The sequence below is a fragment of the Chryseobacterium sp. PET-29 genome, assembly GCF_025736815.1.
Lineage (GTDB): Bacteria > Bacteroidota > Bacteroidia > Flavobacteriales > Weeksellaceae > Chryseobacterium > Chryseobacterium nepalense.
Genome location: NZ_CP107053.1, coordinates 3,668,392 through 3,692,188, shown reverse-complemented (window position 1 = coordinate 3,692,188; position 23,797 = coordinate 3,668,392). Strand labels below are relative to the sequence as shown.

The 23,797-nt window shown below is 37.8% G+C and carries 18 protein-coding genes, 8 tRNA genes and 1 other RNA gene; 6 read left to right on the top strand and 21 right to left on the bottom strand.

The window, feature by feature from the left end:
• Positions 1–149: 149 nt before the first annotated feature.
• The 4 genes from nusG to tuf form a co-directional block, all read right to left on the bottom strand.
• Positions 150–692 carry a transcription termination/antitermination protein NusG gene (gene nusG, locus ODE14_RS16780; RefSeq protein WP_072883530.1) on the bottom strand — a complete coding sequence of 181 codons (543 nt, stop codon included), beginning with the start codon at positions 690–692 and terminating at the stop codon, positions 150–152.
• A 21-nt stretch (positions 693–713) separates the two neighbouring features.
• Complete coding sequence (gene secE, locus ODE14_RS16775; protein WP_072883529.1) at positions 714–920, bottom strand: preprotein translocase subunit SecE; 207 nt, start codon at positions 918–920, stop codon at positions 714–716.
• A 12-nt stretch (positions 921–932) separates the two neighbouring features.
• A tRNA-Trp gene (locus ODE14_RS16770) sits at positions 933–1,003 on the bottom strand.
• Between the two features lie 58 nt (positions 1,004–1,061).
• On the bottom strand, positions 1,062–2,267 hold the full coding sequence (tuf, locus tag ODE14_RS16765) for an elongation factor Tu (protein WP_042721320.1): 1,206 nt from the start codon (positions 2,265–2,267) through the stop codon (positions 1,062–1,064).
• A 319-nt stretch (positions 2,268–2,586) separates the two neighbouring features.
• On the opposite strand from tuf, the gene ODE14_RS16760 reads away from it, so the two are divergent.
• A complete protein-coding gene (locus tag ODE14_RS16760; RefSeq protein WP_263602238.1) occupies positions 2,587–4,086 on the top strand; it encodes a DUF4394 domain-containing protein in 1,500 nt (499 codons plus the stop codon).
• A 79-nt stretch (positions 4,087–4,165) separates the two neighbouring features.
• On the opposite strand, the gene ODE14_RS16755 is transcribed toward ODE14_RS16760, so the two are convergent.
• From ODE14_RS16755 to rpsU, 15 genes are all read right to left on the bottom strand, one after another.
• Complete coding sequence (locus ODE14_RS16755; protein WP_263602237.1) at positions 4,166–7,264, bottom strand: efflux RND transporter permease subunit; 3,099 nt, start codon at positions 7,262–7,264, stop codon at positions 4,166–4,168.
• Positions 7,265–7,522: 258 nt separating this feature from the next.
• Positions 7,523–8,608: an efflux RND transporter periplasmic adaptor subunit gene (locus ODE14_RS16750; protein ID WP_263602236.1), complete on the bottom strand. Its 1,086-nt coding sequence runs from the start codon at positions 8,606–8,608 to the stop codon at positions 7,523–7,525.
• 1 nt (position 8,609) lies between these two features.
• Positions 8,610–9,851 carry a TolC family protein gene (locus ODE14_RS16745; protein WP_248388441.1) on the bottom strand — a complete coding sequence of 414 codons (1,242 nt, stop codon included), beginning with the start codon at positions 9,849–9,851 and terminating at the stop codon, positions 8,610–8,612.
• Positions 9,852–10,218: 367 nt separating this feature from the next.
• The gene (locus ODE14_RS16740) at positions 10,219–11,583 is read right to left on the bottom strand and encodes a HAMP domain-containing histidine kinase (RefSeq protein ID WP_263602235.1); all 1,365 of its coding nucleotides are present in this window, start codon (positions 11,581–11,583) and stop codon (positions 10,219–10,221) included.
• A 1-nt stretch (position 11,584) separates the two neighbouring features.
• Entirely contained in the window at positions 11,585–12,265 is a 681-nt protein-coding gene (locus tag ODE14_RS16735; protein ID WP_072883523.1) for a response regulator transcription factor, read from the bottom strand.
• Between the two features lie 401 nt (positions 12,266–12,666).
• A tRNA-Thr gene (locus tag ODE14_RS16730) sits at positions 12,667–12,738 on the bottom strand.
• A gap of 40 nt (positions 12,739–12,778) precedes the next feature.
• Positions 12,779–12,851: transfer RNA gene (locus ODE14_RS16725), tRNA-Gly, on the bottom strand.
• A gap of 86 nt (positions 12,852–12,937) precedes the next feature.
• Positions 12,938–13,018, bottom strand: a tRNA-Tyr gene (locus ODE14_RS16720).
• A 19-nt stretch (positions 13,019–13,037) separates the two neighbouring features.
• Positions 13,038–13,111: transfer RNA gene (locus tag ODE14_RS16715), tRNA-Thr, on the bottom strand.
• A 93-nt stretch (positions 13,112–13,204) separates the two neighbouring features.
• Positions 13,205–13,277 (bottom strand) — tRNA-Gly (locus ODE14_RS16710).
• 86 nt (positions 13,278–13,363) lie between these two features.
• Positions 13,364–13,444 (bottom strand) — tRNA-Tyr (locus ODE14_RS16705).
• 19 nt (positions 13,445–13,463) lie between these two features.
• Positions 13,464–13,537 (bottom strand) — tRNA-Thr (locus tag ODE14_RS16700).
• A 109-nt stretch (positions 13,538–13,646) separates the two neighbouring features.
• Positions 13,647–13,937 (bottom strand): HPF/RaiA family ribosome-associated protein, encoded by a 291-nt coding sequence (locus tag ODE14_RS16695; RefSeq protein WP_248388446.1) that lies wholly within the window; start codon positions 13,935–13,937, stop codon positions 13,647–13,649.
• Positions 13,934–14,821, bottom strand: coding sequence for a tyrosine-type recombinase/integrase (locus ODE14_RS16690; protein WP_263603850.1), 888 nt, complete (start codon positions 14,819–14,821; stop codon positions 13,934–13,936). Before ODE14_RS16690 ends, ODE14_RS16695 begins: the two co-directional genes overlap by 4 nt.
• Positions 14,822–14,903: 82 nt before the next feature.
• Positions 14,904–15,101, bottom strand: coding sequence for a 30S ribosomal protein S21 (gene rpsU / locus ODE14_RS16685; RefSeq protein WP_007846872.1), 198 nt, complete (start codon positions 15,099–15,101; stop codon positions 14,904–14,906).
• A gap of 321 nt (positions 15,102–15,422) precedes the next feature.
• Here rpsU and ODE14_RS16680 point away from each other — a divergent pair, with 321 nt between their 5' ends.
• Both ODE14_RS16680 and ssrA read left to right on the top strand, forming a co-directional pair.
• Entirely contained in the window at positions 15,423–18,557 is a 3,135-nt protein-coding gene (locus tag ODE14_RS16680) for a T9SS type B sorting domain-containing protein (RefSeq protein WP_263602234.1), read from the top strand.
• Positions 18,558–18,633: 76 nt separating this feature from the next.
• Positions 18,634–19,035: a transfer-messenger RNA gene (ssrA, locus tag ODE14_RS16675) on the top strand.
• 103 nt (positions 19,036–19,138) lie between these two features.
• On the opposite strand, the gene ODE14_RS16670 is transcribed toward ssrA, so the two are convergent.
• Positions 19,139–20,557, bottom strand: coding sequence for a hypothetical protein (locus ODE14_RS16670; protein ID WP_248388450.1), 1,419 nt, complete (start codon positions 20,555–20,557; stop codon positions 19,139–19,141).
• A 447-nt stretch (positions 20,558–21,004) separates the two neighbouring features.
• On the opposite strand from ODE14_RS16670, the gene ODE14_RS16665 reads away from it, so the two are divergent.
• Complete coding sequence (locus tag ODE14_RS16665) at positions 21,005–21,415, top strand: hypothetical protein (protein WP_248388454.1); 411 nt, start codon at positions 21,005–21,007, stop codon at positions 21,413–21,415.
• A gap of 95 nt (positions 21,416–21,510) precedes the next feature.
• Here ODE14_RS16665 and ODE14_RS16660 read toward each other — a convergent pair whose 3' ends face one another.
• The gene (locus ODE14_RS16660) at positions 21,511–21,987 is read right to left on the bottom strand and encodes a thermonuclease family protein (RefSeq protein ID WP_263602233.1); all 477 of its coding nucleotides are present in this window, start codon (positions 21,985–21,987) and stop codon (positions 21,511–21,513) included.
• A 282-nt stretch (positions 21,988–22,269) separates the two neighbouring features.
• Here ODE14_RS16660 and ODE14_RS16655 point away from each other — a divergent pair, with 282 nt between their 5' ends.
• Together ODE14_RS16655 and fabF are read left to right on the top strand one after the other, a co-directional pair.
• Positions 22,270–22,509: an acyl carrier protein gene (locus ODE14_RS16655; RefSeq protein WP_002976354.1), complete on the top strand. Its 240-nt coding sequence runs from the start codon at positions 22,270–22,272 to the stop codon at positions 22,507–22,509.
• 35 nt (positions 22,510–22,544) lie between these two features.
• Positions 22,545–23,789, top strand: coding sequence for a beta-ketoacyl-ACP synthase II (gene fabF / locus ODE14_RS16650; protein ID WP_029295536.1), 1,245 nt, complete (start codon positions 22,545–22,547; stop codon positions 23,787–23,789).
• Positions 23,790–23,797 lie beyond the last annotated feature (8 nt).

Below are 23,797 nucleotides of genomic sequence, written 5' to 3'. Positions count from 1 at the left end.
CTCACATTAAGTATGCCTACTTTTCGGACTGCAAAATTATAAAATATTTTTGAAATAGCAAATTGATATTATTATTTTTAGTAAATATTTAAAATAAAAATCCACTTACCGTTTTGATAAGTGGATTTTAAAATATCTTTAAGTATGTTTTATACTTTTTCTACCTGTACGTAGCTGAGTTCCATTGGGGTTTTTCTACCAAAGATCAGAACCGAAACTTCAATTTTCTTTTTATCTTCAAGAATTTTCTCTACAGTTCCGTTGAATCCGTTGAATGGTCCGTCAATTACTTTAACGTTTTCACCCACTACATATGGGATTTCAACATCGCTTGCAAATTCAGAAAGCTCATCCATTCTTCCCAGCATTCTGTTCACTTCAGATTTTCTCATCGGAACAGGATCCCCTCCTTTTGTTAAGCTTAAGAAAGAAATAACTCCTGGAATGTTCTTAATAACGTGAGGAATTTCTCCCATCAAATCAGCTTCAATCATCAGGTACCCAGGATAGTAAGGTCTTTCTTTAGGAACTTTTTTACCGTTTCTGATCTGAATAACCTTTTCCATAGGAATAACTACCTGAGTAACGTACTGCTCAAACCCTAAACGTTTGATTTCCGTCTCAATGTAGTTTTTCACTTTATTTTCCTGTCCGCTGATTGCTTTCAGCACATACCATTTCAATTCGCTCATTATGGGAAAATACTTTTATTATTAATTGAACAAGTTGATAAGCATTCCTATTATGTTGCTGATTGCTTTAGAAAACAACTCGTCAACACCAAAGGTAAATAGAGCCAAGATCACTGTCGCTACGGTCACTACAATTGTAGAAGACTGCAGGTCAGACCATTTTGGCCATTCAACTTTATGTCTGAATTCGTTATAAGAACCTTTTAAAAAATTGATTAATGAACTCATAATTGTTATTTGCACGGGCACAAGGATTCGAACCCTGATCAACGGTTTTGGAGACCGGTATCCTACCATTGGACGATGCCCGTAGTTAAAAAGCTTCCGTAAAGAAGTTCCTTACGGAAGCTTTTATATTGTAATAGATGATTAGTCTAAGATTTCAGTAACCTGACCTGAACCAACTGTTCTACCTCCTTCTCTGATCGCGAATCTAAGACCCTCGTTAAGAGCGATTGGTTGTAACAATTCTACAGTGATCTCTAAGTTATCACCAGGCATTACCATTTCTACACCTTCTGGTAAGAAGATCTCACCTGTAACGTCAGTAGTTCTTACGTAGAACTGAGGACGGTATTTGTTGTGAAATGGAGTGTGACGTCCACCTTCTTCTTTAGAAAGAATATAAACAGATGCTTTGAATTTTTTGTGTGGCTTCACAGAATCTTTCTTAGCGATTACCATACCTCTCTTGATGTCAGTTTTTTCAATACCTCTCAACAATAGACCTACGTTATCACCAGCTTCACCTCTGTCTAGGATTTTTCTGAACATCTCAACCCCTGTAATTGTAGAAGTTAATTTTTCATCACCCATCCCTACGATATCTACAGGATCACCAGTGTTGATGATACCAGCTTCGATTCTACCAGTTGCTACAGTACCTCTACCTGTAATAGAGAATACATCTTCGATTGGCATCAAGAATGGCTTATCAGTATCTCTGATTGGCTCTTCGATCCACTCATCAACAGCATCCATTAATTGCTCAACAGACTTAAACCACTTATCGTCAGAGTTACCTTCAGTAGCAGCAGTAAGTGCACCAAGAGCAGAACCTTGGATTACAGGAGAGTTATCTCCATCAAATTCATAAGTAGATAATAAGTCTCTAAGCTCCATTTCAACAAGCTCTAATAACTCAGCATCATCCACCATGTCAACTTTATTCATGAAAACAACGATTCTTGGTACGTTTACCTGACGGCAAAGTAGAATGTGTTCTCTTGTTTGAGGCATTGGTCCGTCAGTCGCAGCACATACCACGATAGCTCCATCCATCTGAGCAGCACCTGTTACCATGTTCTTTACGTAATCCGCGTGACCTGGACAGTCAACGTGAGCATAGTGTCTTTTTTCAGTTTCGTATTCGATGTGAGCTGTATTGATAGTAATACCTCTTTCTTTTTCTTCTGGAGCAGAGTCAATTGCAGAGAAGTCTTTTTTCTCAGCAAGACCTTTGCTAGCTAATACAGCAGAAATAGCAGCTGTAAGAGTAGTTTTACCATGGTCAACGTGACCAATAGTACCAATGTTCAAGTGTGGTTTGTTACGATTAAACGTTTCCTTTGCCATGATTTAAAATTATTTATTTATTGTTTTTCAAATTTTCGGTGTGCAAATATAATGAATTTTTAAATACCAAAACCTTTTTCTTTAAAAAAGTTTCAATATTCAAATCCAATGAAGTACAAACCTTATATTTCAATGTATTGAGATTGCAAATTTACACAAATTTCTTAATTGAAAAAATCCCTGTGAACCTTTTCATTAAATTATAAACTATCTCTTTAATTCTTAATCACATAAATCCAATTAAAAAAAACTAAATATAATAAAAACCATCATTCACATTTTATCGTAAATGGAAATACGAACCTTAAATATTAATATTATGAGAAAACTACTACATTTATTTACAGTGCTGTTCAGCATTGTCATTTTATTTTCGTGTGATGAAACCGAAGATCCGATGCCATCAGATATGATTGCTCAAGGACCGGATCTTATGGCATATGGAATTACATCAACCAACGAACTCGTATCTTTTAATGCCAATAATCCTAAAAATTTCGTCTCCAAAGTAATGGTTACAGGGTTGGTTTCCGGTGAAAAACTGATGAGCATAGATTTCCGTCCTGCTACGGGAGAGCTTTATGCCCTGTCGAATGCAAGCAAGCTGTACATCATCAATACATCCAGTGCGTCTGCAAGAATGGTTGGTACCACCGCTTTTTCACCTGCAATTTCAGGAAGTATTGCTTCAATAGATTTTAATCCTACGGTAGACAGAATCCGTTTGGTAAGTAATACCGGACAAAATTTAAGACTTCATCCGGAAACCGGAGCAGTAGCGGCAACCGATCTGAATATCAACGGAGGCGGAAATCCATCAATTACCGGAATTGCTTATACCAACAGTAAATCCGGAGCTTCAACTACTGTTCTGTACGATATTGATATGGCTTCCGGAAAATTATTTAAACAAGATCCTCCCAATAATGGAGCATTAGTGGAAATCGGAAGTTTAGGAACAACTTTTTCAGGACAGGCCGCTTTTGATATTAAATATGACAACAGCACAGCTTTATTAGCTTTAAATAACAACCTTCATATAATTGACCTTAATAATGGAAAGGCAACGAATATAGGGATGCTTCAGCAGCAAATTATTGATCTTGCCATCCCTACGGAGCCGGTTGCTTACGCGGTGGACAATTCTAACAATCTCCAGATTTTTAATCCGAATAGTCCGATGCCTGTTGCTAAAGCAATTACAGGGCTTCAGACCGGGGAAAACATTCTGGGCATCGACTTCAGACCGCTTAACGGACAACTTTATGCATTGGGCAGCACGAGCAGACTGTATACCATTAATTTAGGAACAGGAGCTGCAACGGCTATAGGAGCCTCTCCTTTTCCAACATTACTTGCAGGAACGGATTTCGGATTTGATTTCAACCCTACTGTTGATAAAATTAGAGTCATAAGCAATACGGGACAGAATCTTCGTTTAGATCCTGTTACAGGAGGAATTACCGCTGTAGACGGAACTCTTAATCCTGGGACTCCAATGGCTGGAGCTGCTGCCTATACCAATAATTTTGCCGGGGCAACATCAACAACGCTATTCATTATCGATCACAATACAGATAAATTGTATCAGCAGAATCCGCCTAACAACGGAACATTAGTAGAGACTGGTTCTTTAGGAATCAATATTACCAGTGCGAATGGCTTCGATATCGGAAGCATGAGCCAGAAAGCATATTTGCTGGCAACCGTAGGAGCGGCGACGAAAATTTACAGCATTAATACCTCAACAGGTGCCGCAACCTCTGTTGCAGATTTCCCAAATGCAGTGAGAGGTTTTGCTGTGGGATTAGGATTTTAACCTCATAATAATTATTTCAATAGCAGTCAGGGCGGAAAACTTTGTTTTCCGCCCTGACTTTTGAATATAAATGAAAGATTTAGATCTGCTGGGATTTTTTTGTCCTGTTGAATATCCAGAAGATGATCGGGAATATTAATAAGGTGAGAACGGTAGCCGTAATTAATCCTCCGATAATTACAATCGCCAAAGGTTTCTGCGATTCTGAACCGATACCCGTTGACAAGGCTGCCGGCATCAATCCAATGGATGCCATTAAAGCGGTCATGATCACAGGACGGGTTCTTGATTTTACTCCCTGTAAAATGGCATTGTCAAGATGTAATCCGTTTCTTACGTTCTGATGAAATTCCGTGATCAGGATTACCCCGTTCTGAATACAGATTCCGAGAAGGGCAATCATTCCTACACCAGCTGAAATTCCGAAATTAATTCCCGTTACATGAAGTGCTATAATTCCGCCGATCAGCGCAAAAGGCACGTTGGCCAATACCAATAAAGAATCTTTCATATTTCCGAAAAGCACAAATAAAAGGAAAAAGATTCCGAGAATACTTACAGGAACAACCTGCGCCAGTCTTTTTGAAGCCCGCTGCTGGTTTTCAAACTGACCGGTCCACCCTACTGTATAACCATCCGGCAGATCAATTTTAGAAACGGCCTGCTGTGCATCTGCAATCGTACTTCCCAAGTCACGGTCACGGATAGAGAATTTGATTCCGATATATCTTTTGATATCATCTCTGTAAATAAAAGCGGCTCCGTTGTCCTTTTCAATGGTACTGATTTCTTTTAGCGGAATTTTCGTACCATCCTGTGTAGGAACCATTAATGCGGCAATATCATTTTCATCTTTTCTATACTCCTGTGAATATCGCAGACGAATCGGAAACTTCCTTTCTCCGTCAAACATTTCAGAAGCCGTTTTACCCCCGAAAGCCATTTCAAGAACAGACTGTGCATCATCCGGCATTACTCCGTAGGCCGCCATTTTATCCCTGTCGAGCACAACGCTTACTTCCGGCTGACCAATATTTTTAATGATCCCGGCATCTTTTACTCCCTGAATATCTTTAACTTGTTTTAGTACTTTTTCGGCCAGAATATCGAGGGTTTGAAGATTGTCTCCATAAATTTTAATTCCGTTTTCGGCTTTGAATCCTGCCACTGCTTCAGCAACGTTATCCGATATCGGCTGGGAATAATTGAAGGTAATCCCCTGGTAATTTCTGAGTTTTTTATCAATTTCTTCAATGAGTTCTTCGTATGTAATTTTCCGTTTCCAGTCTTCTTTAGGCTCCAGATTGACGGCAAACTGCACGAAACCGAAACCATTCGGGTCTGTTCCGTCATTACTTCTCCCCGTTTGTGCAAGAACATCGGTTACTTCCGGGAAGCTCATAATGTCTTTCTTGAGAAGATCTGCCGTTTTTAAAGATTCTTTTAAAGATGAGCTCATCGGCATTTCTGCAGTGATCCATAATGAACCTTCGTTGAGTTGTGGTAAGAATTCCGTTCCTAAAAATTTTGCAGAGAATAAGGTTAGTCCTAAAAATGCCAGAGAAACCATTAAACTTATTTTTTTATGTCTGAATGTAAAATTGAATCCCTTTAAAACAATTCTGTCCCAGAAATTCACAAACGGATTGTTTTTTTCTTTAACATTTTTATTTAACAAAATATGAGAAAGTACCGGAACCAGTGTTAAAGTAAAAATCAGGGCACCCATTAAAGCAAAACCTAAAGTAAATGCCAATGGTGAAAACATTTTCCCTTCAACTTTCTGGAAGGAGAAAATAGGAATCAAAGAAGTGATGATAATTAATTTTGAAAAGAAAATTGCTTTACCGAGGCCTGTTCCGGTTTGCTTTATCCAGCCGGCTTTTGCTAATTTATTAAACCTTTCTTCACCATATTTATGTGCCTTGTGGTCAAGCATTACAAAGAGTCCTTCCACCATGACGACGGCCCCGTCGATAATAATTCCGAAGTCAACCGCTCCCAGTGACAATAAATTGGCGCTCATTCCAGCCATTTTCAGACATAAAAACGCAAACAATAACGACAAGGGGATGATGATAGAAACAATCAGAGTTGTACGCCAGTCGGCCATGAAAATCAAGACAATTACTGTAACCAAAATAATACCTTCCAATAAATTGTGCATTACCGTCTCCGTTGTAAAATCCATCAGATTATCACGATCGTAAAATGTTACCATTTTGACATCTTTCGGGAGTATTTTTTCGTTTAGCTCTTTAATTTTAGCTTTTACCCCTACTAAAACCTCACGGGGATTCTCGCCTTTTCTCATTACGACAATTCCTTCCACGGTATCTTCCTGGTGATTCAGTCCGGCCTGCCCTACTCTCGGCATTGAACCTTCATGAACTTCTGCAACATTTTTCACTAAAACAGGGTTTCCGCTGTCATTCTGTATGGTAATATTTCCAATATCTGCAATTGATTTCACCAAACCAATCCCCCGAACGACGTAAGCCTGGCCGTTTTTTTCAATAACATCGCCTCCGACATTCAGGTTGCTTTTGGTAACAGCATCATACACCTGGAGTGGAGTAAGGTTATATTTATCCAAAGCCCTTGGATCGGTACTTAATTCAAAAACTTTATCCTGCCCTCCGAAAACGTTGATGTCTGCCACTCCGGGAACACCCCTCAACGCACGGTCAATCACCCAGTTTTGTAAAGTCAGCAATTCCCGGGAATCTTTAGTTTTACTCTGTAAAGTATATCTGAAAATTTCTCCAGTGGGACCATAAGGCGGCTGTACTTCCGGATCCACCTCATCAGGAAGACTCACTGTTCTTAACTGGTTATTCACCTGATTTCTGGCAAAAGTATCGTCTACGCCATCATCAAAAAGTATTTTGACAATGGAAAGACCAAACATGGTAGTACTTCGTACGCTGGTTTTTTTCTGAACCGGACTCATTGCCAATTCAATGGGTGTTGTTACAAAACGTTCTACTTCTTCTGCGCTTCGGCCGTTCCACTGGGTAATGATAACGATCTGGGTATTGGTGACATCGGGAAAAGCTTCAATAGGCATATTTTTGAAACTGATGAACCCAGCCACTGCAAGAACAGCTACCCAGATAAAGGTAAACGCTTTATTTTTTAATGAAAAAGCAATTATATTTTTAATGAATTTGTTCATGATGGATTTTTTTTGACCTGAAAAGTCATTGAATTTATTTTAAACGCAAAGAGCGCAAAGATTTTCCGACAAACTCTACATTTTTAAGTTCGAAGGCGTTTCACTTAACAAAGAACTTTCATTTTTGAACCATTAAGGACTTAAGAATTACTAAGTGACTCATAACGAGTTTAAAATCGATGCTTATAATATTTTTAGATATTTCTTAATGAGACTTCACTTCTGAATACATTATTAAAATTCTTAATGGTTTAAAAATTAACTATTCAGTGAGCGGTAAATCAGCAGCTGATTATTGGTAACCACCTGCTCTCCTTCAGATAGTCCTTCGGAAACATACGTAACATCGCCGACCTGCTTCAGCACTTTTATTTCACGCACCTTTACATCCGTCCTTGATTTATAAATAATCACAAAACTTCTGTTGTCATCAAAAATCACAGCTTTAGATGGAACAGTAAGTGCCGTAGTATTTTCCGAGCTGGTTACTTTAATGGTTGCTTTACTTTCCGGGATCAGCAATCCGCTTTGGTTATCGAGTACCACCCTGGCCTGCATGGCATTGGTTTCCGGATCGATGATCTTAAAAATTTTGTCGATTTTCCCGTCAAAAACCTTATCAGGATAAGACAGCGTGGATACCTGGGCTTTCATACCAAGACTGATTTTATCAATATCAGATTCGTTGACATTCATAATGGCCCAGACGTTGGTAGTATTGGCTACATCGAAGATATTTTCGCTTCTGTCGCTTCTCAGCTGCATATCTTTATTGATGTTTTTCTGAACAATATATCCGCTGATGGGAGCTATGACACTGTAAATATTTCCTTTTTTAACATTATAAACCGTACTTACGGCATTGGCTCTCTGCATCTGGTCCTGGGCTTTCTGCAATTCGCTTTTTGCTTCAAGCACATCTCTTTCAGTATTCAGTTTTCCTTCATACATTTCTTTAGCCACCCGAAGATTGTTCTGTGCTACCACAAGATCCGTTCTCGCATCACTTACATCTTTCTGAACTTCAGCCATTTCTGTACTTCTGATGGTTGCCAGTACCTGTCCTTTTCTTACGTAATCTCCCAGTTCTACATTTACACTCAGAACATTTCCTCCTACCAGGGGATAAACATCGATATAACTGTTTTTATCTGCCGAAATCTTTCCGTAAAAATTAAAATCGTCCTCAATATATTTTTTTTCAACTTTTGCGAGAGAAATAGATTGAAGCATGGTATTGCTCAGTTCAAAGCCTTTTTTTGACTGCGGCTGTGCCGTTTCTTCTTTCTTTGAGCAAGAAAGCACTGATAATGATATAATTATGGGAATGATATATGTTTTCATGTTAATAGAAGATTTTTGTTTGTATAAGTTGATTGAGTTGTTCTGCAGACTGCATGATTCCGTTTTTCATATCATAGATCTGAAGTGCCGTTTCCCTGTAGCTGTCCATAAAGTCTACAAATTCAATAAGACTTATGTTTCCTTTCCGGAAGTTATTCAGCATCCCATTATAAACCAGTTCCATATTATTAAGATCATCAGATTTTATCTGGGAAAGTTGGTCATACTGCGTTTTCCAGGTTTTATAAGCTGCCTGAACTTTTGTTTCTAAGCTAAGTTTTTGAAATTCTGCATTCTTCTGGTTTTGCTGTATGGCAAAATTTGCTTTTTCAACATTTCCTTTATTTGATTTCCATAAAGGCAGGGGAATACCTACTGTAAGATTTATTTCATTCTTAAATGTTCCACCGTTCTGGTCCCATGCAGCTCCTAGATTAAGATCGGGAACGTTTAAGGATTTCTGCCATTGGGCATACAGCTTACTGTTGTCAATTAATTTCAGGTTGTACTGATAATCGGCATTATTTTCAACTGCTTTTTTCTGCAATTCCGTTTCGTCACCAAAAGGCTGTGCTGCCAGAATATCATGTGCTTCCGAATCCGAAAGTTTTGGTTCGATATCATCGGTGATCCCCGTTAAAACTTTAAGATCCTGTTCAAATTCAAGAATATTTTTATTGATTGCTATTTTATCGTTACTTAACTGAATAACAACACTTTGAAGCCTTACCTCATCCTTAAGCGATACATTTCCTTTTGCAGACTGTTGCTTATAGGCAGCGAGAAGATCACTCATGTATCCGAGTTGTTTCTCAGTATTTTTAAGTTTAAGCCTTTCGTAATAAAGATTATAGTAAGTAGTGTGAAGCTGTACCCGAAGATCTATAAGCAATTGGGAAAACTGAAGCTGGGCGAGTTCTTTATTTGATTTTGCAAAAGCAATTTCATTCTTCTTTTTTCCACCCATGTAAATAAGCTGGGTAATTTCCGCACCTTTTGCCCGACCTACATCAAAAACTTTGCGATCTTCAGGGTTGTAGGCATTGATTTGCCCGCTCAATTGCGGAAGTTCCCAGATTTTGGCCTGCAAAATATCTGCATCAGCCATGTTGATGTTGTACTGTTCGGCGAGCAGTTGTAGATTGTTTTTCTGAAAAGCTTCTTCGCAATCCGAAAGTGACATTTGCTGTTGTGCCGCCACCAGTGAGGAAGCAACAATCAACAGCCCTGCAATTCTGTTCATTTTTTTATTTTATGATACAAAGTTGCTTTTATGGTATTAAAATGCTCTTAAAGAATGCTTAAAAAAAAATTAAAATGGGCTTATGGACTAATTTAAATGCATTATAAATCAGTGTAAATGGAAGTTAACCGCAAAGTCACAAAACATTTAAACACATAAGTCACATTAGGTTTAAGGATAAAGTTTGCGCATATTTTAGAACACATAAGTTTTAAAAATCTTTGATTTTTCTAATGTATCTAAAAATTATGAAAATTCTTCTGTGAAAATCCTTGCAATCCGTGGTAAATTTAACGAATGTCTTTTGGCTACTTCGCGCTCAGGGTGACAATGCAGTAAATTTTTTAGAGATTTAAGATGCTTAAAATTACTTATAAAAAATAACACTGAATTTATTCAACAGATCTCCGGGAGCCGTATAAATGATTTCAGCACCGTGGTATTCCAGAATTCTTTTTACAATACGAAGTCCAAGACCTGATCCGGAAGTATTCTGAGAATTGTTACCTCTCATGAACGCTTCAAAAAGTTTCGGCTGCTCTTCTTTAGGAATTGTATTTCCGTGGGAAATAACATCAACAATAAGCCTGTTATCCGTTTCGGTAATCAGTACGTCCACCTCAGTATCATCAGAATAGATAGCGGCATTTTTGAATAAATTAATAAAAACAATATCAAGTAATGACTGTACGCCATTTATAATAAGCAAAGCATTTTCGGAGGTATTTTCGGAAATCAGAAAATCCATCTTCAGTTTCGGATAGCTTTTTTCCACAGCTTCAAAAGACTCAAAAATAACTTCATCGATCCTGACTTCTTCGTAGATGCTCTGGATATTTTCTTTGTCGAACTTCGTTAACAGGAGCAATGAATTGGTAAGATCCGATAATTGATAAACATCTCTTTTAATCTGTTGAAGTGAAGATAATGTTTCCGGAGAATGCTGTCCAAACTTAATTAAATTTTCGAGCTGAAATGCCATTCTGGTAATAGGTGTTCGGATTTCATGAGAGGCACTTGCCGTAAAATCTTTCTGCGACTGAAATACATCATCCAGTCTTTTGATCATGGTATTGAATGATTTCGCAAGAACATCAATCTCATCATTGGAATCACGAACGGGAATTTCTGTTGTCAGTTTGTGGGCCGTTACTTCTGAGATCTCTTTATTAAGATCTTCAAGAGGTTTCAGGAACTGCCCCATAAAGTAATAACTGAAAAAACCGATAAATAACGTGCTCATTACATAAGCCGTAATCAGCAGATACTTCAGATACTCCAGTTTGGAATTTCCATTGGTATCGTAAGCACTGGTAAGAATGTAATAATTTTGTCCATTAATGTTTTTGAGGGCAGCATAAATTTCAGGAACCGTTTTTTCAGAGTAAATAACCTTTTTCTCATCGAGCTCTTTTAGCAGCTCATTATCCCAGGTAACATTCCGGTCTTTAATCGTACTGTAGATTAATTCTTTATTGCCGTTGAAAATCAGAATCGTTTCATTCAAAAGAATATTGTCTGAGTTTTCATTAAAAAAAACGGGCGCTTCCTCTTCGAAGTCTTTGGATTTTGCAATAAAGTGGGAGGTAAATTCGAGCCTCTGCCTGAATCTTTCTTTAAATTCATCTTTCCTGAAATCATTAAAAGATATATAAATCACAGCCATCACAATACCGAAAAGTAATGAAAAAGCAATACTGAGATTGAGGGCGATTTTTCTTTTTAAAGACATGTTACAGCGGGCTTAAATAATATCCGAATCCGGAACGTGTATGAATAAGCTTAATTTTAAAATCTTTATCTATTTTCTTTCTTAAAAAGTTGATATAAACTTCCACCGTATTGGTGTTGGTATTGAAATTATGTTCCCAGACATGTTCCGTGATCTGCTGTTTTGAAACCGTTCTTCCCTGGGCCTCGGCCAGATAAACCAGCAGCTGAAATTCCTTTAGGGTGAGTGCAATTTCGTTCCCGGCACGGAAAACTTTCTGTTCTGTTTTATTGATAATAAGATCATCCACCCTTATAATATCCTGATCGCTGTTTTCAGAGGGAGATTTCCTTCTCAGAAGAGAATTCATACGCAACAACAATTCTTCGAACTGGAAAGGTTTTACCAGGTAGTCATCCGCAAGTCTCGTAAAAGCGTCTTTTTTATCCGAAAGATCTCCGTAAGCAGAAATAATAATGATGGGGGTATTTTTATCGAAAGAACGAATCGTCTGGCATACATCGAGCCCATTGATCTTAGGAACATTGATATCGAGAAGATATAAATCATAAGAACTGTTTTTTATCTGACGCAGAAAGGTTTCGCCGTCATAGATTTTATCACAGGTAAAATTATTTGATTCTAAAAACTTGCAAAGTTCCGCAGAAAGAATAAGATCATCTTCCAATAAAAGAATATTCATCAAAAATTATTTTATACGAATGTAAAGAAAATTTTCATGACCGTAAAGGAATTCAAAATTACGGGAAGTATTTTAATTGAATTTTAAGGTGGTAGGATTGGAAGAAGGCGGCTGGATGATGGAAGTTTTTGGCCAATATTACAGCTATGCTATCATTTGCTGAGTGAAACGCCCTTGCGAACGAAAGTATATGCGATGCTTAATAAGCTAATCCTTGCGTCGATAGCGTTAAAAATTAAAATATTATTGGATTTCTGCTATCATGTGCTTTAGTTCGTGCTTACTGGTCATTCCATAAAATAGAACTTTACCTATTTCTCTCAAGTTTGTGTTTGATCCTCACTAACTGATTTTCGAATATGAAAATAAAAAAATCCCGAAAAAATCGGGATTAGAATCTGAGCCAACTACGGGACTTGAACCCGTGACCTCTTCCTTACCAAGGAAGCACTCTACCGCTGAGCTAAGTCGGCAACAATCAAAAAAATCACACTAAAAGCGTGATTTTATGAGAGCGGAAGACGGGGGTCGAACCCGCGACATTCAGCTTGGAAGGCTGACGCTCTACCAACTGAGCTACTTCCGCAATTTTGTTTCCAAAATTATTGGTAACGCTGTGCAAACTTAAGGAAAATCCTTTATTCATGCAACTTTTTTTTCTAATATAAAATGTGGGGAGAGCAGGATTCGAACCTACGAAGCCGAAGCAACTGAGTTACAGTCAGTCCCATTTAGCCACTCTGGAATCTCCCCAGATATTTTATATTAAATGAGCCTCCAGAGGGATTCGAACCCACGACCCCGAGATTACAAATCACGTGCTCTGGCCAACTGAGCTATGGAGGCATTTAACAAATGGACTGAAAGCTGTGAGAAAAGCTACTCTACATCATTTCAGTAGTTAAAAAAAAATCACCCTACAATAAGTGTGATATTCTGAGCGGAAGACGGGGGTCGAACCCGCGACATTCAGCTTGGAAGGCTGACGCTCTACCAACTGAGCTACTTCCGCAATTTTGTTTCCAAAATTATTGGTAACGCTGTGCAAACTTAAGGAAAATCCTTTATTCATGCAACTTTTTTTTCTAATATAAAATGTGGGGAGAGCAGGATTCGAACCTACGAAGCCGAAGCAACTGAGTTACAGTCAGTCCCATTTAGCCACTCTGGAATCTCCCCAGATATTTTATATTAAATGAGCCTCCAGAGGGATTCGAACCCACGACCCCGAGATTACAAATCACGTGCTCTGGCCAACTGAGCTATGGAGGCATTTTATAAAAAAGAATTCAAAAGATCACTGTTCCTTTTTGCGAGTGCAAATATAGAACGGATTTTTTGAATTCTCAAATTTTTTAATAATTTTTTTTGACTTTTTTTGCTATGCCATTTCCTTTTTCTTGATTAGTAGCTTTTTAGCAGCATCAACGCACAGGTCTAAGCTTTCTTCAAAACTTGTTGTTGTCTTTTTTACCACGATATCGTCTCCCGGAACCGCTAAAATAATCTCGGCCGTTTTATTGGCCTTATCCGAGTTATTTTCCACTTTTAAAAACACTTTGCAGTCCTGGATTTTATCATAGAACGTATCCAGCTTGCTTACTTTTTTTTCGATGTGTGACTCTAGTGGTTCGTGTGGAGTTAAACCAATTGATTGTACTGTGATCTTCATAATTCGTCATTTTTTGAGGCTCTTGGGTGAGCCTGATTAAAAACTTTTTTCAATTGTTCGATATTGGCATTCGTATAGACTTGAGTACTTGCAAGGCTGGAATGTCCTAATATTTTTTTTACTTTAGAGATCTCTGCCCCATTATCCAAAACGTGTGTAGCAAAGCTGTGACGAAGGATGTGAGGACTTCTTTTTTCCTTTGTTGTTATAAGACTAAGGTACTTATTAACCACCAAATAAACAAATTTTTCGGTGAGTTTTTTACCTTTCCTGTTGACAAAGAAGTATGATTTAAATTCTGTTGCCGGTTTGCGGATTTGTACGTAGCTTTTTAAAACCGCTGCCAGATTTTCGGAAATCGGAATAACTCTTTGCTTGTTTCCTTTCCCGATTATTTTTATTTCGCCGGCGTCTAAGTTTACATTTTCAAAAGTCATACCACAAAGCTCCGACTTACGGATACCGGTTTGGTAAAGTACTTCCAGAATACATTTTTCGAGAAGATCCTGAACATGTGTAAACACCTGATCACTTAGGTTTTGCATTTCCTGTTCAGACATGGGAATTTGTTTTTCCGGGTAGAACTTCAATGAAGAAATATTTTCGGTAGGAGAAACTTCAATATCACCGATTTTTAAAAGAAAAAGATAAAAACTTCGGAGAGAGGAAAGCTTTCGGTTGATGCTTCTTTTGGCTATCCTGTTCTCGCTCAATTCAACAATAAAATTCCGGATGATTTTTTTATCGGCTTTGGAGATATCTTCTGAAGCTTCGGTTTTAAGGTAAAAACGGCAGAAGTCTTCAAGATCTTTTCTGTAACTTGTAATCGTATGAGGCGAATACCTCTTTTCGAGTTCTAAATATTCTAAGAATTTGTCCAGCATCATTAAAGGTATAAAAACAAAAATTCACTCTTCAAATATAACTATTTAAAGAGTGAATTCGTATGCGAATTAAGAAAATTTCTTAAGCCTGCTCTTCTTTGCTAAGCGCTCTTTGTTTGTGAGCAGCTTTCAATCTAGCTTGTCTTAACGTTACAGAAGGCTTGATAAACTGTTGTCTGGCTCTTAACTGACGAACCGTCCCTGTTTTATCAAATTTTCTTTTATATTTTTTTAATGCTCTGTCGATGGATTCACCATCTTTAACTGGAATTATTAACATATTTTACATCTCATTTTGGATTGCAAAAATACTAATTTTTTATAAATCTGCAAATTTTTATCCGAATTGTTTGATAATCATTTCTCTTTTAAAGTACCATACGAATAGAAAATATTCAAAACCAGAACGATATTTAAATCATATTACAATTATTTAATTGATTTTTGTAAATAAATTTTAATTAAATTTGCCGAAAAACTAACATTAAATAAAATGGCCCCTTTTTCTTTACCAATTGCTTCCGGCAAAACCTAGCTTTTGCTCTATTCCTTTATTATTCAATGATCCTACATATTCACCTTTAAAACTTGTAACCAGGGCATGATAAAAAGATTACTGTTTTCTTTGCTATCCATTTTTTATATTTCCCTTTCTGCTCAGGAAGATTGTATTTCAGCAATCACCGTGTGCGGAAATTCCAATATTAATTATACACCTTCCGGAGTCGGAAATGAGTATGAAGATCTCGGCGGATGTTTATCTTCCGGTGAACACCACTCCGTGTGGTATAAATTTACCATTGCCACCAGCGGAACGCTTACTTTCAACCTTACTCCTACCGGGCCTGTTGATTACGACTGGGCGATTTACGGCCCGAATACAACATGCGGCAGCTTGGGTGCTCCTATAAGATGCAATGCATCCGGAACCCTTGCAAGTACGGGAATGAACATGACCAATACAAACACAACTTCGGGTGGGGGCAATACTAATCCATATTGTAAATATATGGATGTCAATGCAGGAGAAACCTACTATTTATATATAGATAACTGGTCTACTACCGTTTATACATTCAACCTGACCTGGGGCGGAACGGCTACTTTTGTATCTCCTTTCAGTTCCGCTAATGCTCCCAATCCTTTTATTGCGCCTGGCGTACCGGGACCAACTCCGAATTCGCCAAGAGTGATATCAATTTGCGACACCAATACCCCTTTTGATTTCACTACCTTATCTCCCGGAATCATCAATGGAAACACAAACTTTGTTGTAAGCTATTATGATAACGCCAATGATGCTGCAACAGGAACGAACCCGATCACGACTCCCACTCCTGCAACAATCGGCACTTTCTATTACTATAACATTAATTATAATAACCCAAGTAATCCGGCAAGCGGTCTTAATGCCTGCAAACAGACGGGGTCTTTTGTTTTTGAAGCCAGTAATTTAACGGCTTCCATTACTGCTTCATCTATGACGTTATGCCCGGGAGGAAATGTTACTTTAACTTCAGGCAGCACCACAGGAAATACATGGTCTACAGGCTCTACAAGCCCTTCCATATTAATTACCACACCCGGAACCTACACACTGGTAACTACAAATGGCAATTGTACAAGTCCGCCGGCATCCGTAACCATTACAGCCGCTCCGGATCCCAATGTACAGATTAACGGCAACCTTTTATTATGCGACACGCCTACACAGCTTACCGCGACTTCCATAGGAATCGGGAACATTTATACATGGTCTACAGGCGCCACCGGAAGCAGCATTTCAGTGACTACAGCGGGAACCTATACAGTAACGGTTAAAACCCCTGCGAACTGCACCTATCAAAAATCGGTTACGGTTACTCAGGGAATTGTTCCGGTTGTTCAGAATACAAGTCTTAGTATTTGTTCCGATACGCCGACTGCTACTTTTAATTTAACATCGGCTCAGAACAATATAAGCACCACAGCCGGAGTAACCTTTGATTATTACCTTAATCAGGCCGATGCGGTGGCAGGAAATACCAACACCATTACCAATACGACTGCACATGTTTCCGGAAACGCAACAGTGTATGTCCGGGTAAAATCAAGCACCTGTTCGAAAGTGGCTAACCTGCAATTGATCGTCAACCAAAAACCGGTTGCTGCAATTACCGCTTCTTCCACAGTTATCTGTAATAACGGAAACATTACCCTCACCTCCAATTATGCCACCGGAAACACGTGGTCAACAGGACAAACTACGCAAAGTATCACGGTAAATGCTCCCGGAGTTTATACTTTAACCAACAATAACGGATTATGTACGAGTAATACAGCTTCCGTTACCATCAGCAGCAGCCCGAATCCAAATGTTCAAATTACAGGAAACCTAACCTTCTGTGAAGGAGCTTCAACAGTGCTGACAGCTTCTGCAACCGGAACCGGAAATACCTTTTCTTGGTCCAATGGTACAACAGGAACCACCAATACGGTAACTGCATCCGGAACCTATACTGTTACGGTAACCACTTCTTTAGGATGTCAATACCAAAGTTCAGCAACAGTTACAATGGATCCTGCAATTGCGGTAAACATTGCCACACCATCTGAAATCAACTGTACCAATACACAGGTTACCCTTAATGCATCCGCTTCAACCTTTCCGCCTGGTTCAACTTTCCTGTGGACAGCAGCCGGCGGTGGAACCATTGTTTCAGGAGCCAACACGCTAACCCCTGCAGTGAATAATGCCGGAACTTATACCCTGAAAATTACCAGCCCGCTAGGTTGTACAAAGCAATCTTCAGTAACGGTTGTGAAAAATATTACGCCTCCAACAATTATATTAAATGCTTCATCCATCAATATCTGTAAAGGAGATTCTGTTGTGCTTACCGCATCAGGAGCCGCAAGTTATACCTGGACAGGACTTCCGGGCAATGGAAACACGCAAACCGTTTCTCCTATCACTACCACGACATACACGGTAACAGGAATCGGAAGCAATGGCTGCCCTGCCCAGACTACCACTTCGATTACGATCAATGTTGTTCCTGCGATTTCAGCGTCTTTACCGAATGTTGAAGTATGCCAGGGAGACAATGCAATTCTGGATGCCGGCGCCGGACAGAATTATTCTTACAGCTGGAATACCGGAGCCACTACCCAAACCATAAGCACAGCAATTCCCGGAACATATACAGTGACCATCAACAACGGATCTTGTTCCAAGGTACTTACTGCCGTGGTTTCTTATATTAAAACTCCTGAAATTACAGGGATCACTTATGAAAATGGCATATTAACCATCAACGTTAAAAACCCGGCCGGCGATCCTCTGGAATATTCTATTGACGGCGGTGTAACGTGGCAGGCCTATAATATTTTCAAGAATGTTTTGAGAAATACGCAGTATTCCATCAGGGTGAGAAAGAGAGGGATTTTATGTGATAGCCACACGGAATATTATACGTTCTTAATGAACAACACCATTACTCCAAACAGCGATGGTATCAACGACAATATCGACTTCAGCGTTATCAGCAAGTTCGGAAATTTCAAAGGAAGTATTTTTGATAAATACGGTAAAGTTGTTTTCGAGCTAAGTTCTAAAAATCCGGTATGGAATGGAAAATACGTCGGAATGCCATTACCAACCGACACGTATTGGTACAGCTTATCCTGGACCGACCAGATTACGAAACAGCCTGTACAATTATCCGGCTGGATCTTATTAAAGAACAGGGAGTAACAGCGCTTCTTCAAAAAGATTGGCGTATGTTAATTATATTTGAATAAAAAGCCTTATTTTTGCATACTCTATTCATGGGGTTGACTGGTTTCGACAGCAAGACCAATGGGTAAGTAAGCATGCAGAGAACCGTAGCGCGATCTCTATAATCCCTTGCTACACAATTTTAACTGGCAACGAAGAGTTCGCTCTTGCAGCTTAATATCGAAGTATAGTAGATCAAGCGTTTTCCCGAAGACTTTAGTAGGGAAGCAAGATATTCCACAAATGCTCTGTTCTGCGGCGTTTGATCCTGGGATATAGGAATGCGGAAATAAGGCTTTAGATGCTTCGGCTAAAGCTTGAAAACCTCAGAAGATAAGCTGAATGTTGGGTGTCTGCTCTCTGCATTCAGTCGAAAACCAATAGCAGAATAAGCATGTAGAAAGCTTATGTATTGCTTGTTTGGACGAGGGTTCGAATCCCTCCAACTCCACAGAAAACCCTGTAAATTATTGATTTACAGGGATTTTATTTAGCAATTTCTAAGTATTTTTTGTAAAATCTATGAGGAGTTAATTGAGATTTTTTTGCTACACAAATTATTGGTCTTTTTCAGCAATAGAAAAGTGATAATAAAATTGAAAATATCTTTTATCTTGAACCAACCTATATCGAGATTCTTTAAAATCCCAAACTCTACCACACCAATGATTGTTTTCGTCAATTTCTGATTCATCAAAGTATCCTCTATCATTATTGTCAGTTCCTAAATAATCAACTATAATTTTAACCATTTCTTTAATTTCTTTATAAAATACTCCTAAGCAATTTGTTGGTAATTCCTTACCAAACATAAGAGTATAAGAATTTTTATCAGTATCTGAATTAAAAATATAAATTCTATTAAAATATCCAAAATAATAGAAATTAGAGAAATGAACATGATAAAAGTTGTTTGGATTACCTGTAACATCATAGAAATTTCCTAATCTTAATGCATCAGTAAACTTATTCCAGCTTGTTGTAAAATCTTTTTTTTCAATATTTTCATGATAAAATTTGATAAATTCCTCAGGTTTTAACACATGAGTGAAAATATCCTTTTTTTGGTAAACAGCTTTAGCTTTCTGATAATTCTTTTTATCATTGGTAATATAAATATCACATGATGAAGCAAATGCAGTATGAAATGCATCTTGAGTAGTATTTTTAAAAGTATTTTTCTCTTTGTCCGTAACTTTTACTTTATCTGAATAAAAACCATGCATATCCAAATTAATATAAGCAGAACTTAAATCATTAAACCATTTAGGAGCATGTTTTTCATCCATATAATCTTTTTCTAATGGGCTTTCAACCCCTAATTTTATATATGTCTCTTTTAAAACTTCAAATGGATTATTATTAGGATCATTAAGCTTTCCTTGATTGATATTTAGGTTTTTAAATGGATTTTTTAAATCTTTATAACCTTCTTTTTCATTAATGTTTTCCAACATTTTTCCCATTGAATCAAAAAAACCTTCCATAGTTGGATTTTCTTTTAAACCTGGAAACATAACATTCATAAAGTCTGCACTTTGAGGGTTCTCGAATGCATCTTTAAAAATATTATCGAGAGGGAATGACTTCAAAGATGTTTTAATAGGATCAATTAATTCGGTATCTTTATCATTATTACTAATTGAGCTGAATATTTTATCAAATGAAAAATCATTCATGAGATTTTTACTATCAATTTCATTCTCAAATAAATGAAAAGGTTCATTATGTTGGATAACTATATCTTTGCCATTATTGAAAATACAAAGGTCTTGTGTTATTTCAGATAGAAATTCCAAATCAGATTGTATTTCTGTATTTACTTTATCATCCGAATAACTTGAGGCAATATCTGAAATATGTGAAGTAGAATAAATAATAATAAATTTTTCTGATTGTCGTATTATTTTTTCTAATTCCTCAAATCTTCCATTTTTGATTCCATTTAGAACATTCCAATCAATATATAGTTTCATTGCTAAAATTATTTTTTCTTTTACTTCACTTAATGATTAATTCCGACATATGATTCATTTGTAATTCTTATATACTATATTTTTAATTAAGACTTTGCATACTGAGTTAAAAGTTCTATTTTACTAATTATTATCTTTTAAAGATACAACATTATTTATCAATATTTTATGGTTTTCCATACATAAAACATAACAACTCAAACCAATGAGACATACTCACAAGAAATAGATATAATTAAAAAATGAAACATATTTGCACTAAATATCCTTAAAAAAATGAAGTTCATCTATTACTTAGTTTACAAATTCATTTATAGAATTCGAATACTTCTACCCTACCCCCTCCGTACAAACACCTAATCCTCCAATTGGTCATTTCCACGCTATCCCGGATGTTTTTTTCTGCGTTACTTTGACATACAAAACAACCTATAAAAAACAAACATCATGGAAGCAAACACAAGCTACAACGCAAATTCTACGGGAGAATTAAAACTAGGAGGAGGTGCTCAATTTTGGGTATACCTTTCACCGCAAAATGACACGGCAAAAATGATCGGACAGTGGAGAGTAACCTTTTCACAAGGAAACTGGAAAGACATGATCTCCAGTGAAAATCCAACCAAGCAACTTCAGACTCCGGGTCTTTCAGGAATTTTTGATATTAAAGTAGAATTGTTAAGCGGTTCTACCGGAACATGGAGAGAAATCCCGGCTCAGGAAGGAAGCAGAAACCAGATCGGATGCAACTCCAACTGCGCTTCTATGGTAGGAATCGTGGCCGACAGCACCCACCCGGCTCCGGGAGCGATCAACGCTCATTTCTGGACCACATGGGACGCATTCTGCAAAGCATAAAAGTTGCTGTCACCTGAAATATTATTTATTTTCACCAATGATTTGGTGGGATGATTTTATCAACATGATACACTCCAGCACATTTGGAGTGTATTTTATTTCGTCTTATTCTTTTTATTTTTTCTGAATTCCCACGGAGCAATCGCTTTTGTATCACTCCACAAACCCAGTTTCTTCTGCTTTGCTTCATCCTGGAGCTTTTGCAGTTCCGTATTTTTAGAAGCCTTAAAATACCACCACCCGAATCCGGCTTTCACAATTTCCCTTGACAAATATTTATCTCCGTCATAGAAAACACCGGCAACACTTCTTCCATACCGGTCCTTCCCTATTTTGTAAAAGACAACCGTTTTTCCGAAAACCTGATTGGCGGTAAATTGTCTGGCATTGCTCCCGAAGGCCTGTCCGTTTTCCGGGCAGTCGACTTCCGCGACTCTTAAAGTTTGCTGGGTTTTATCGGCCAATAAAACCACTACTGTATCACCATCTTTTATTTTGATGACTTTTCCTTTGATCTGCGCCGATAGAGATCCCGCAACGAATAAGGATATACCGTAAATAATTTTTATCATTAAATGTAGAATGAGGCGCAAAACTAGTAATAATGTGCTTACATTTTAAAAACATATTGCTTATTAATTGAAATTTCCAAGAAAATTCCCATGAAGATAACGGCAATTTTTTATACTTAAATAACATCACGAAACAACAAAATCTAAAGCTCTGAAAACTAAAAGACTAACGCGCAACGTAACAAAATACATCCCTATGCACCACAAAAAGCATGAAAAAAATGTTTTATCGTAAAGAATTTTATATATTTGCACCATCTAACAATTAAAAAAAAATTTACTATGTCAGACATTGCATCAAGAGTAAAAGCTATCATCGCTGATAAGCTTGACGTTGAAGAAACAGAAGTAACTCCTGAAGCTAGCTTCACTAACGATTTAGGAGCTGATTCATTGGATACAGTTGAACTAATCATGGAGTTTGAAAAAGAATTCAACATTCAAATCCCTGATGATCAGGCTGAAAAAATTACTACTGTAGGACACGCTATCGCTTATATCGAAGAAGTAGTAAATAAATAATATTCTTCAACAAAAAAGAAAATTAAACTAAGTTTATGGAATTAAAAAGAGTAGTTGTAACCGGTTTTGGAGCAATAACACCGATTGGAAATAATGCAAAAGAATACTGGGAAAATCTTGTGAAAGGTGAGAGCGGTGCCGCTCCGATTACTCTTTTTGATGCCACAAACTTTAAAACAAAATTCGCCTGCGAAGTAAAAAATTTCGATCCGCTGCAACATTTCGATAAGAAAGAAGCCAAAAAGATGGATAGAAATACACAACTCGGGCTGGTAGCTGCAAGAGAAGCAGTACAACATTCAAGAATTATTGAAGACAGCGTAGACAAAAACAGAGTCGGCGTGATCTGGGGTTCCGGAATCGGAGGTCTGGAAACATTTGAAACCGAAGTTTTAGGATGGGCCAACACGGAAATTCCGAGATTCAACCCTTTCTTTATTCCTAAAATGATCGCAGATATCACACCAGGACATATCTCCATTGAGTACGGTTTCCACGGTCCCAATTACACTACAGTCTCTGCGTGTGCCTCATCGGCCAATGCTTTAATTGATTCCAAAATGCTGATCCAGCTTGGTAAAGCAGACGTTATTGTTTGTGGTGGCTCAGAAGCAGCCGTTACGGCAAGCGGCGTCGGCGGATTCAATGCAATGATGGCATTATCTACAAGAAACGATGATCCTAAAACAGCTTCAAGACCTTTTGACAAAGACAGAGACGGCTTTGTACTGGGTGAAGGTGCGGGATGTATCATTCTTGAAGAATATGAACACGCTGTAAAACGTGGTGCAACAATTTATGCAGAATTAAAAGGCGGAGGTCTGAGTGCAGATGCACATCACATGACCGCACCGCATCCTGAAGGATTAGGCGCTTATCTGGTAATGAAAAATTGCCTGGAAGATGCAGGGTTAACTGCTGATGAAGTAGATCATATCAATATGCATGGTACTTCTACTCCATTAGGAGACATCGCAGAATCCAATGCTATTTCAAAGTTATTGGGAGAGCATGCTTTTGACATTCAGATTAATTCTACAAAATCAATGACCGGCCACCTGTTGGGTGCTGCAGGAGTTATTGAAGCTATTGCTGCGTTGGGAACGATTATTCATGGTATTGTTCCTCCTACCATCAACCATTTTACGGATGATGAAAATATCGACAGCAGACTGAATTTCACATTCAACGAAGCTGCGAAGAAAGATGTAAAAGTAGCCATGAGCAATACTTTTGGATTTGGCGGGCACAATGCCTGCGTTCTATTTAAGAAAATCTAAATTTACTG

Bases quoted from the DNA above. Each gene is read 5' to 3' on its own strand.
- nusG (WP_072883530.1), bottom strand. From the start codon at position 692: ATGAGCGAATTGAAATGGTATGTGCTGAAAGCAATCAGCGGACAGGAA.
- secE (WP_072883529.1), bottom strand. From the start codon at position 920: ATGAGTTCATTAATCAATTTTTTAAAAGGTTCTTATAACGAATTCAGA.
- tuf (WP_042721320.1), bottom strand. From the start codon at position 2,267: ATGGCAAAGGAAACGTTTAATCGTAACAAACCACACTTGAACATTGGT.
- ODE14_RS16760 (WP_263602238.1), top strand. From the start codon at position 2,587: ATGAGAAAACTACTACATTTATTTACAGTGCTGTTCAGCATTGTCATT.
- ODE14_RS16755 (WP_263602237.1), bottom strand. From the start codon at position 7,264: ATGAACAAATTCATTAAAAATATAATTGCTTTTTCATTAAAAAATAAA.
- ODE14_RS16750 (WP_263602236.1), bottom strand. From the start codon at position 8,608: ATGAAAACATATATCATTCCCATAATTATATCATTATCAGTGCTTTCT.
- ODE14_RS16745 (WP_248388441.1), bottom strand. From the start codon at position 9,851: ATGAACAGAATTGCAGGGCTGTTGATTGTTGCTTCCTCACTGGTGGCG.
- ODE14_RS16740 (WP_263602235.1), bottom strand. From the start codon at position 11,583: ATGTCTTTAAAAAGAAAAATCGCCCTCAATCTCAGTATTGCTTTTTCA.
- ODE14_RS16735 (WP_072883523.1), bottom strand. From the start codon at position 12,265: ATGAATATTCTTTTATTGGAAGATGATCTTATTCTTTCTGCGGAACTT.
- ODE14_RS16695 (WP_248388446.1), bottom strand. From the start codon at position 13,937: ATGAAGATCACAGTACAATCAATTGGTTTAACTCCACACGAACCACTA.
- ODE14_RS16690 (WP_263603850.1), bottom strand. From the start codon at position 14,821: ATGCTGGACAAATTCTTAGAATATTTAGAACTCGAAAAGAGGTATTCG.
- rpsU (WP_007846872.1), bottom strand. From the start codon at position 15,101: ATGTTAATAATTCCAGTTAAAGATGGTGAATCCATCGACAGAGCATTA.
- ODE14_RS16680 (WP_263602234.1), top strand. From the start codon at position 15,423: ATGATAAAAAGATTACTGTTTTCTTTGCTATCCATTTTTTATATTTCC.
- ODE14_RS16670 (WP_248388450.1), bottom strand. From the start codon at position 20,557: ATGAAACTATATATTGATTGGAATGTTCTAAATGGAATCAAAAATGGA.
- ODE14_RS16665 (WP_248388454.1), top strand. From the start codon at position 21,005: ATGGAAGCAAACACAAGCTACAACGCAAATTCTACGGGAGAATTAAAA.
- ODE14_RS16660 (WP_263602233.1), bottom strand. From the start codon at position 21,987: ATGATAAAAATTATTTACGGTATATCCTTATTCGTTGCGGGATCTCTA.
- ODE14_RS16655 (WP_002976354.1), top strand. From the start codon at position 22,270: ATGTCAGACATTGCATCAAGAGTAAAAGCTATCATCGCTGATAAGCTT.
- fabF (WP_029295536.1), top strand. From the start codon at position 22,545: ATGGAATTAAAAAGAGTAGTTGTAACCGGTTTTGGAGCAATAACACCG.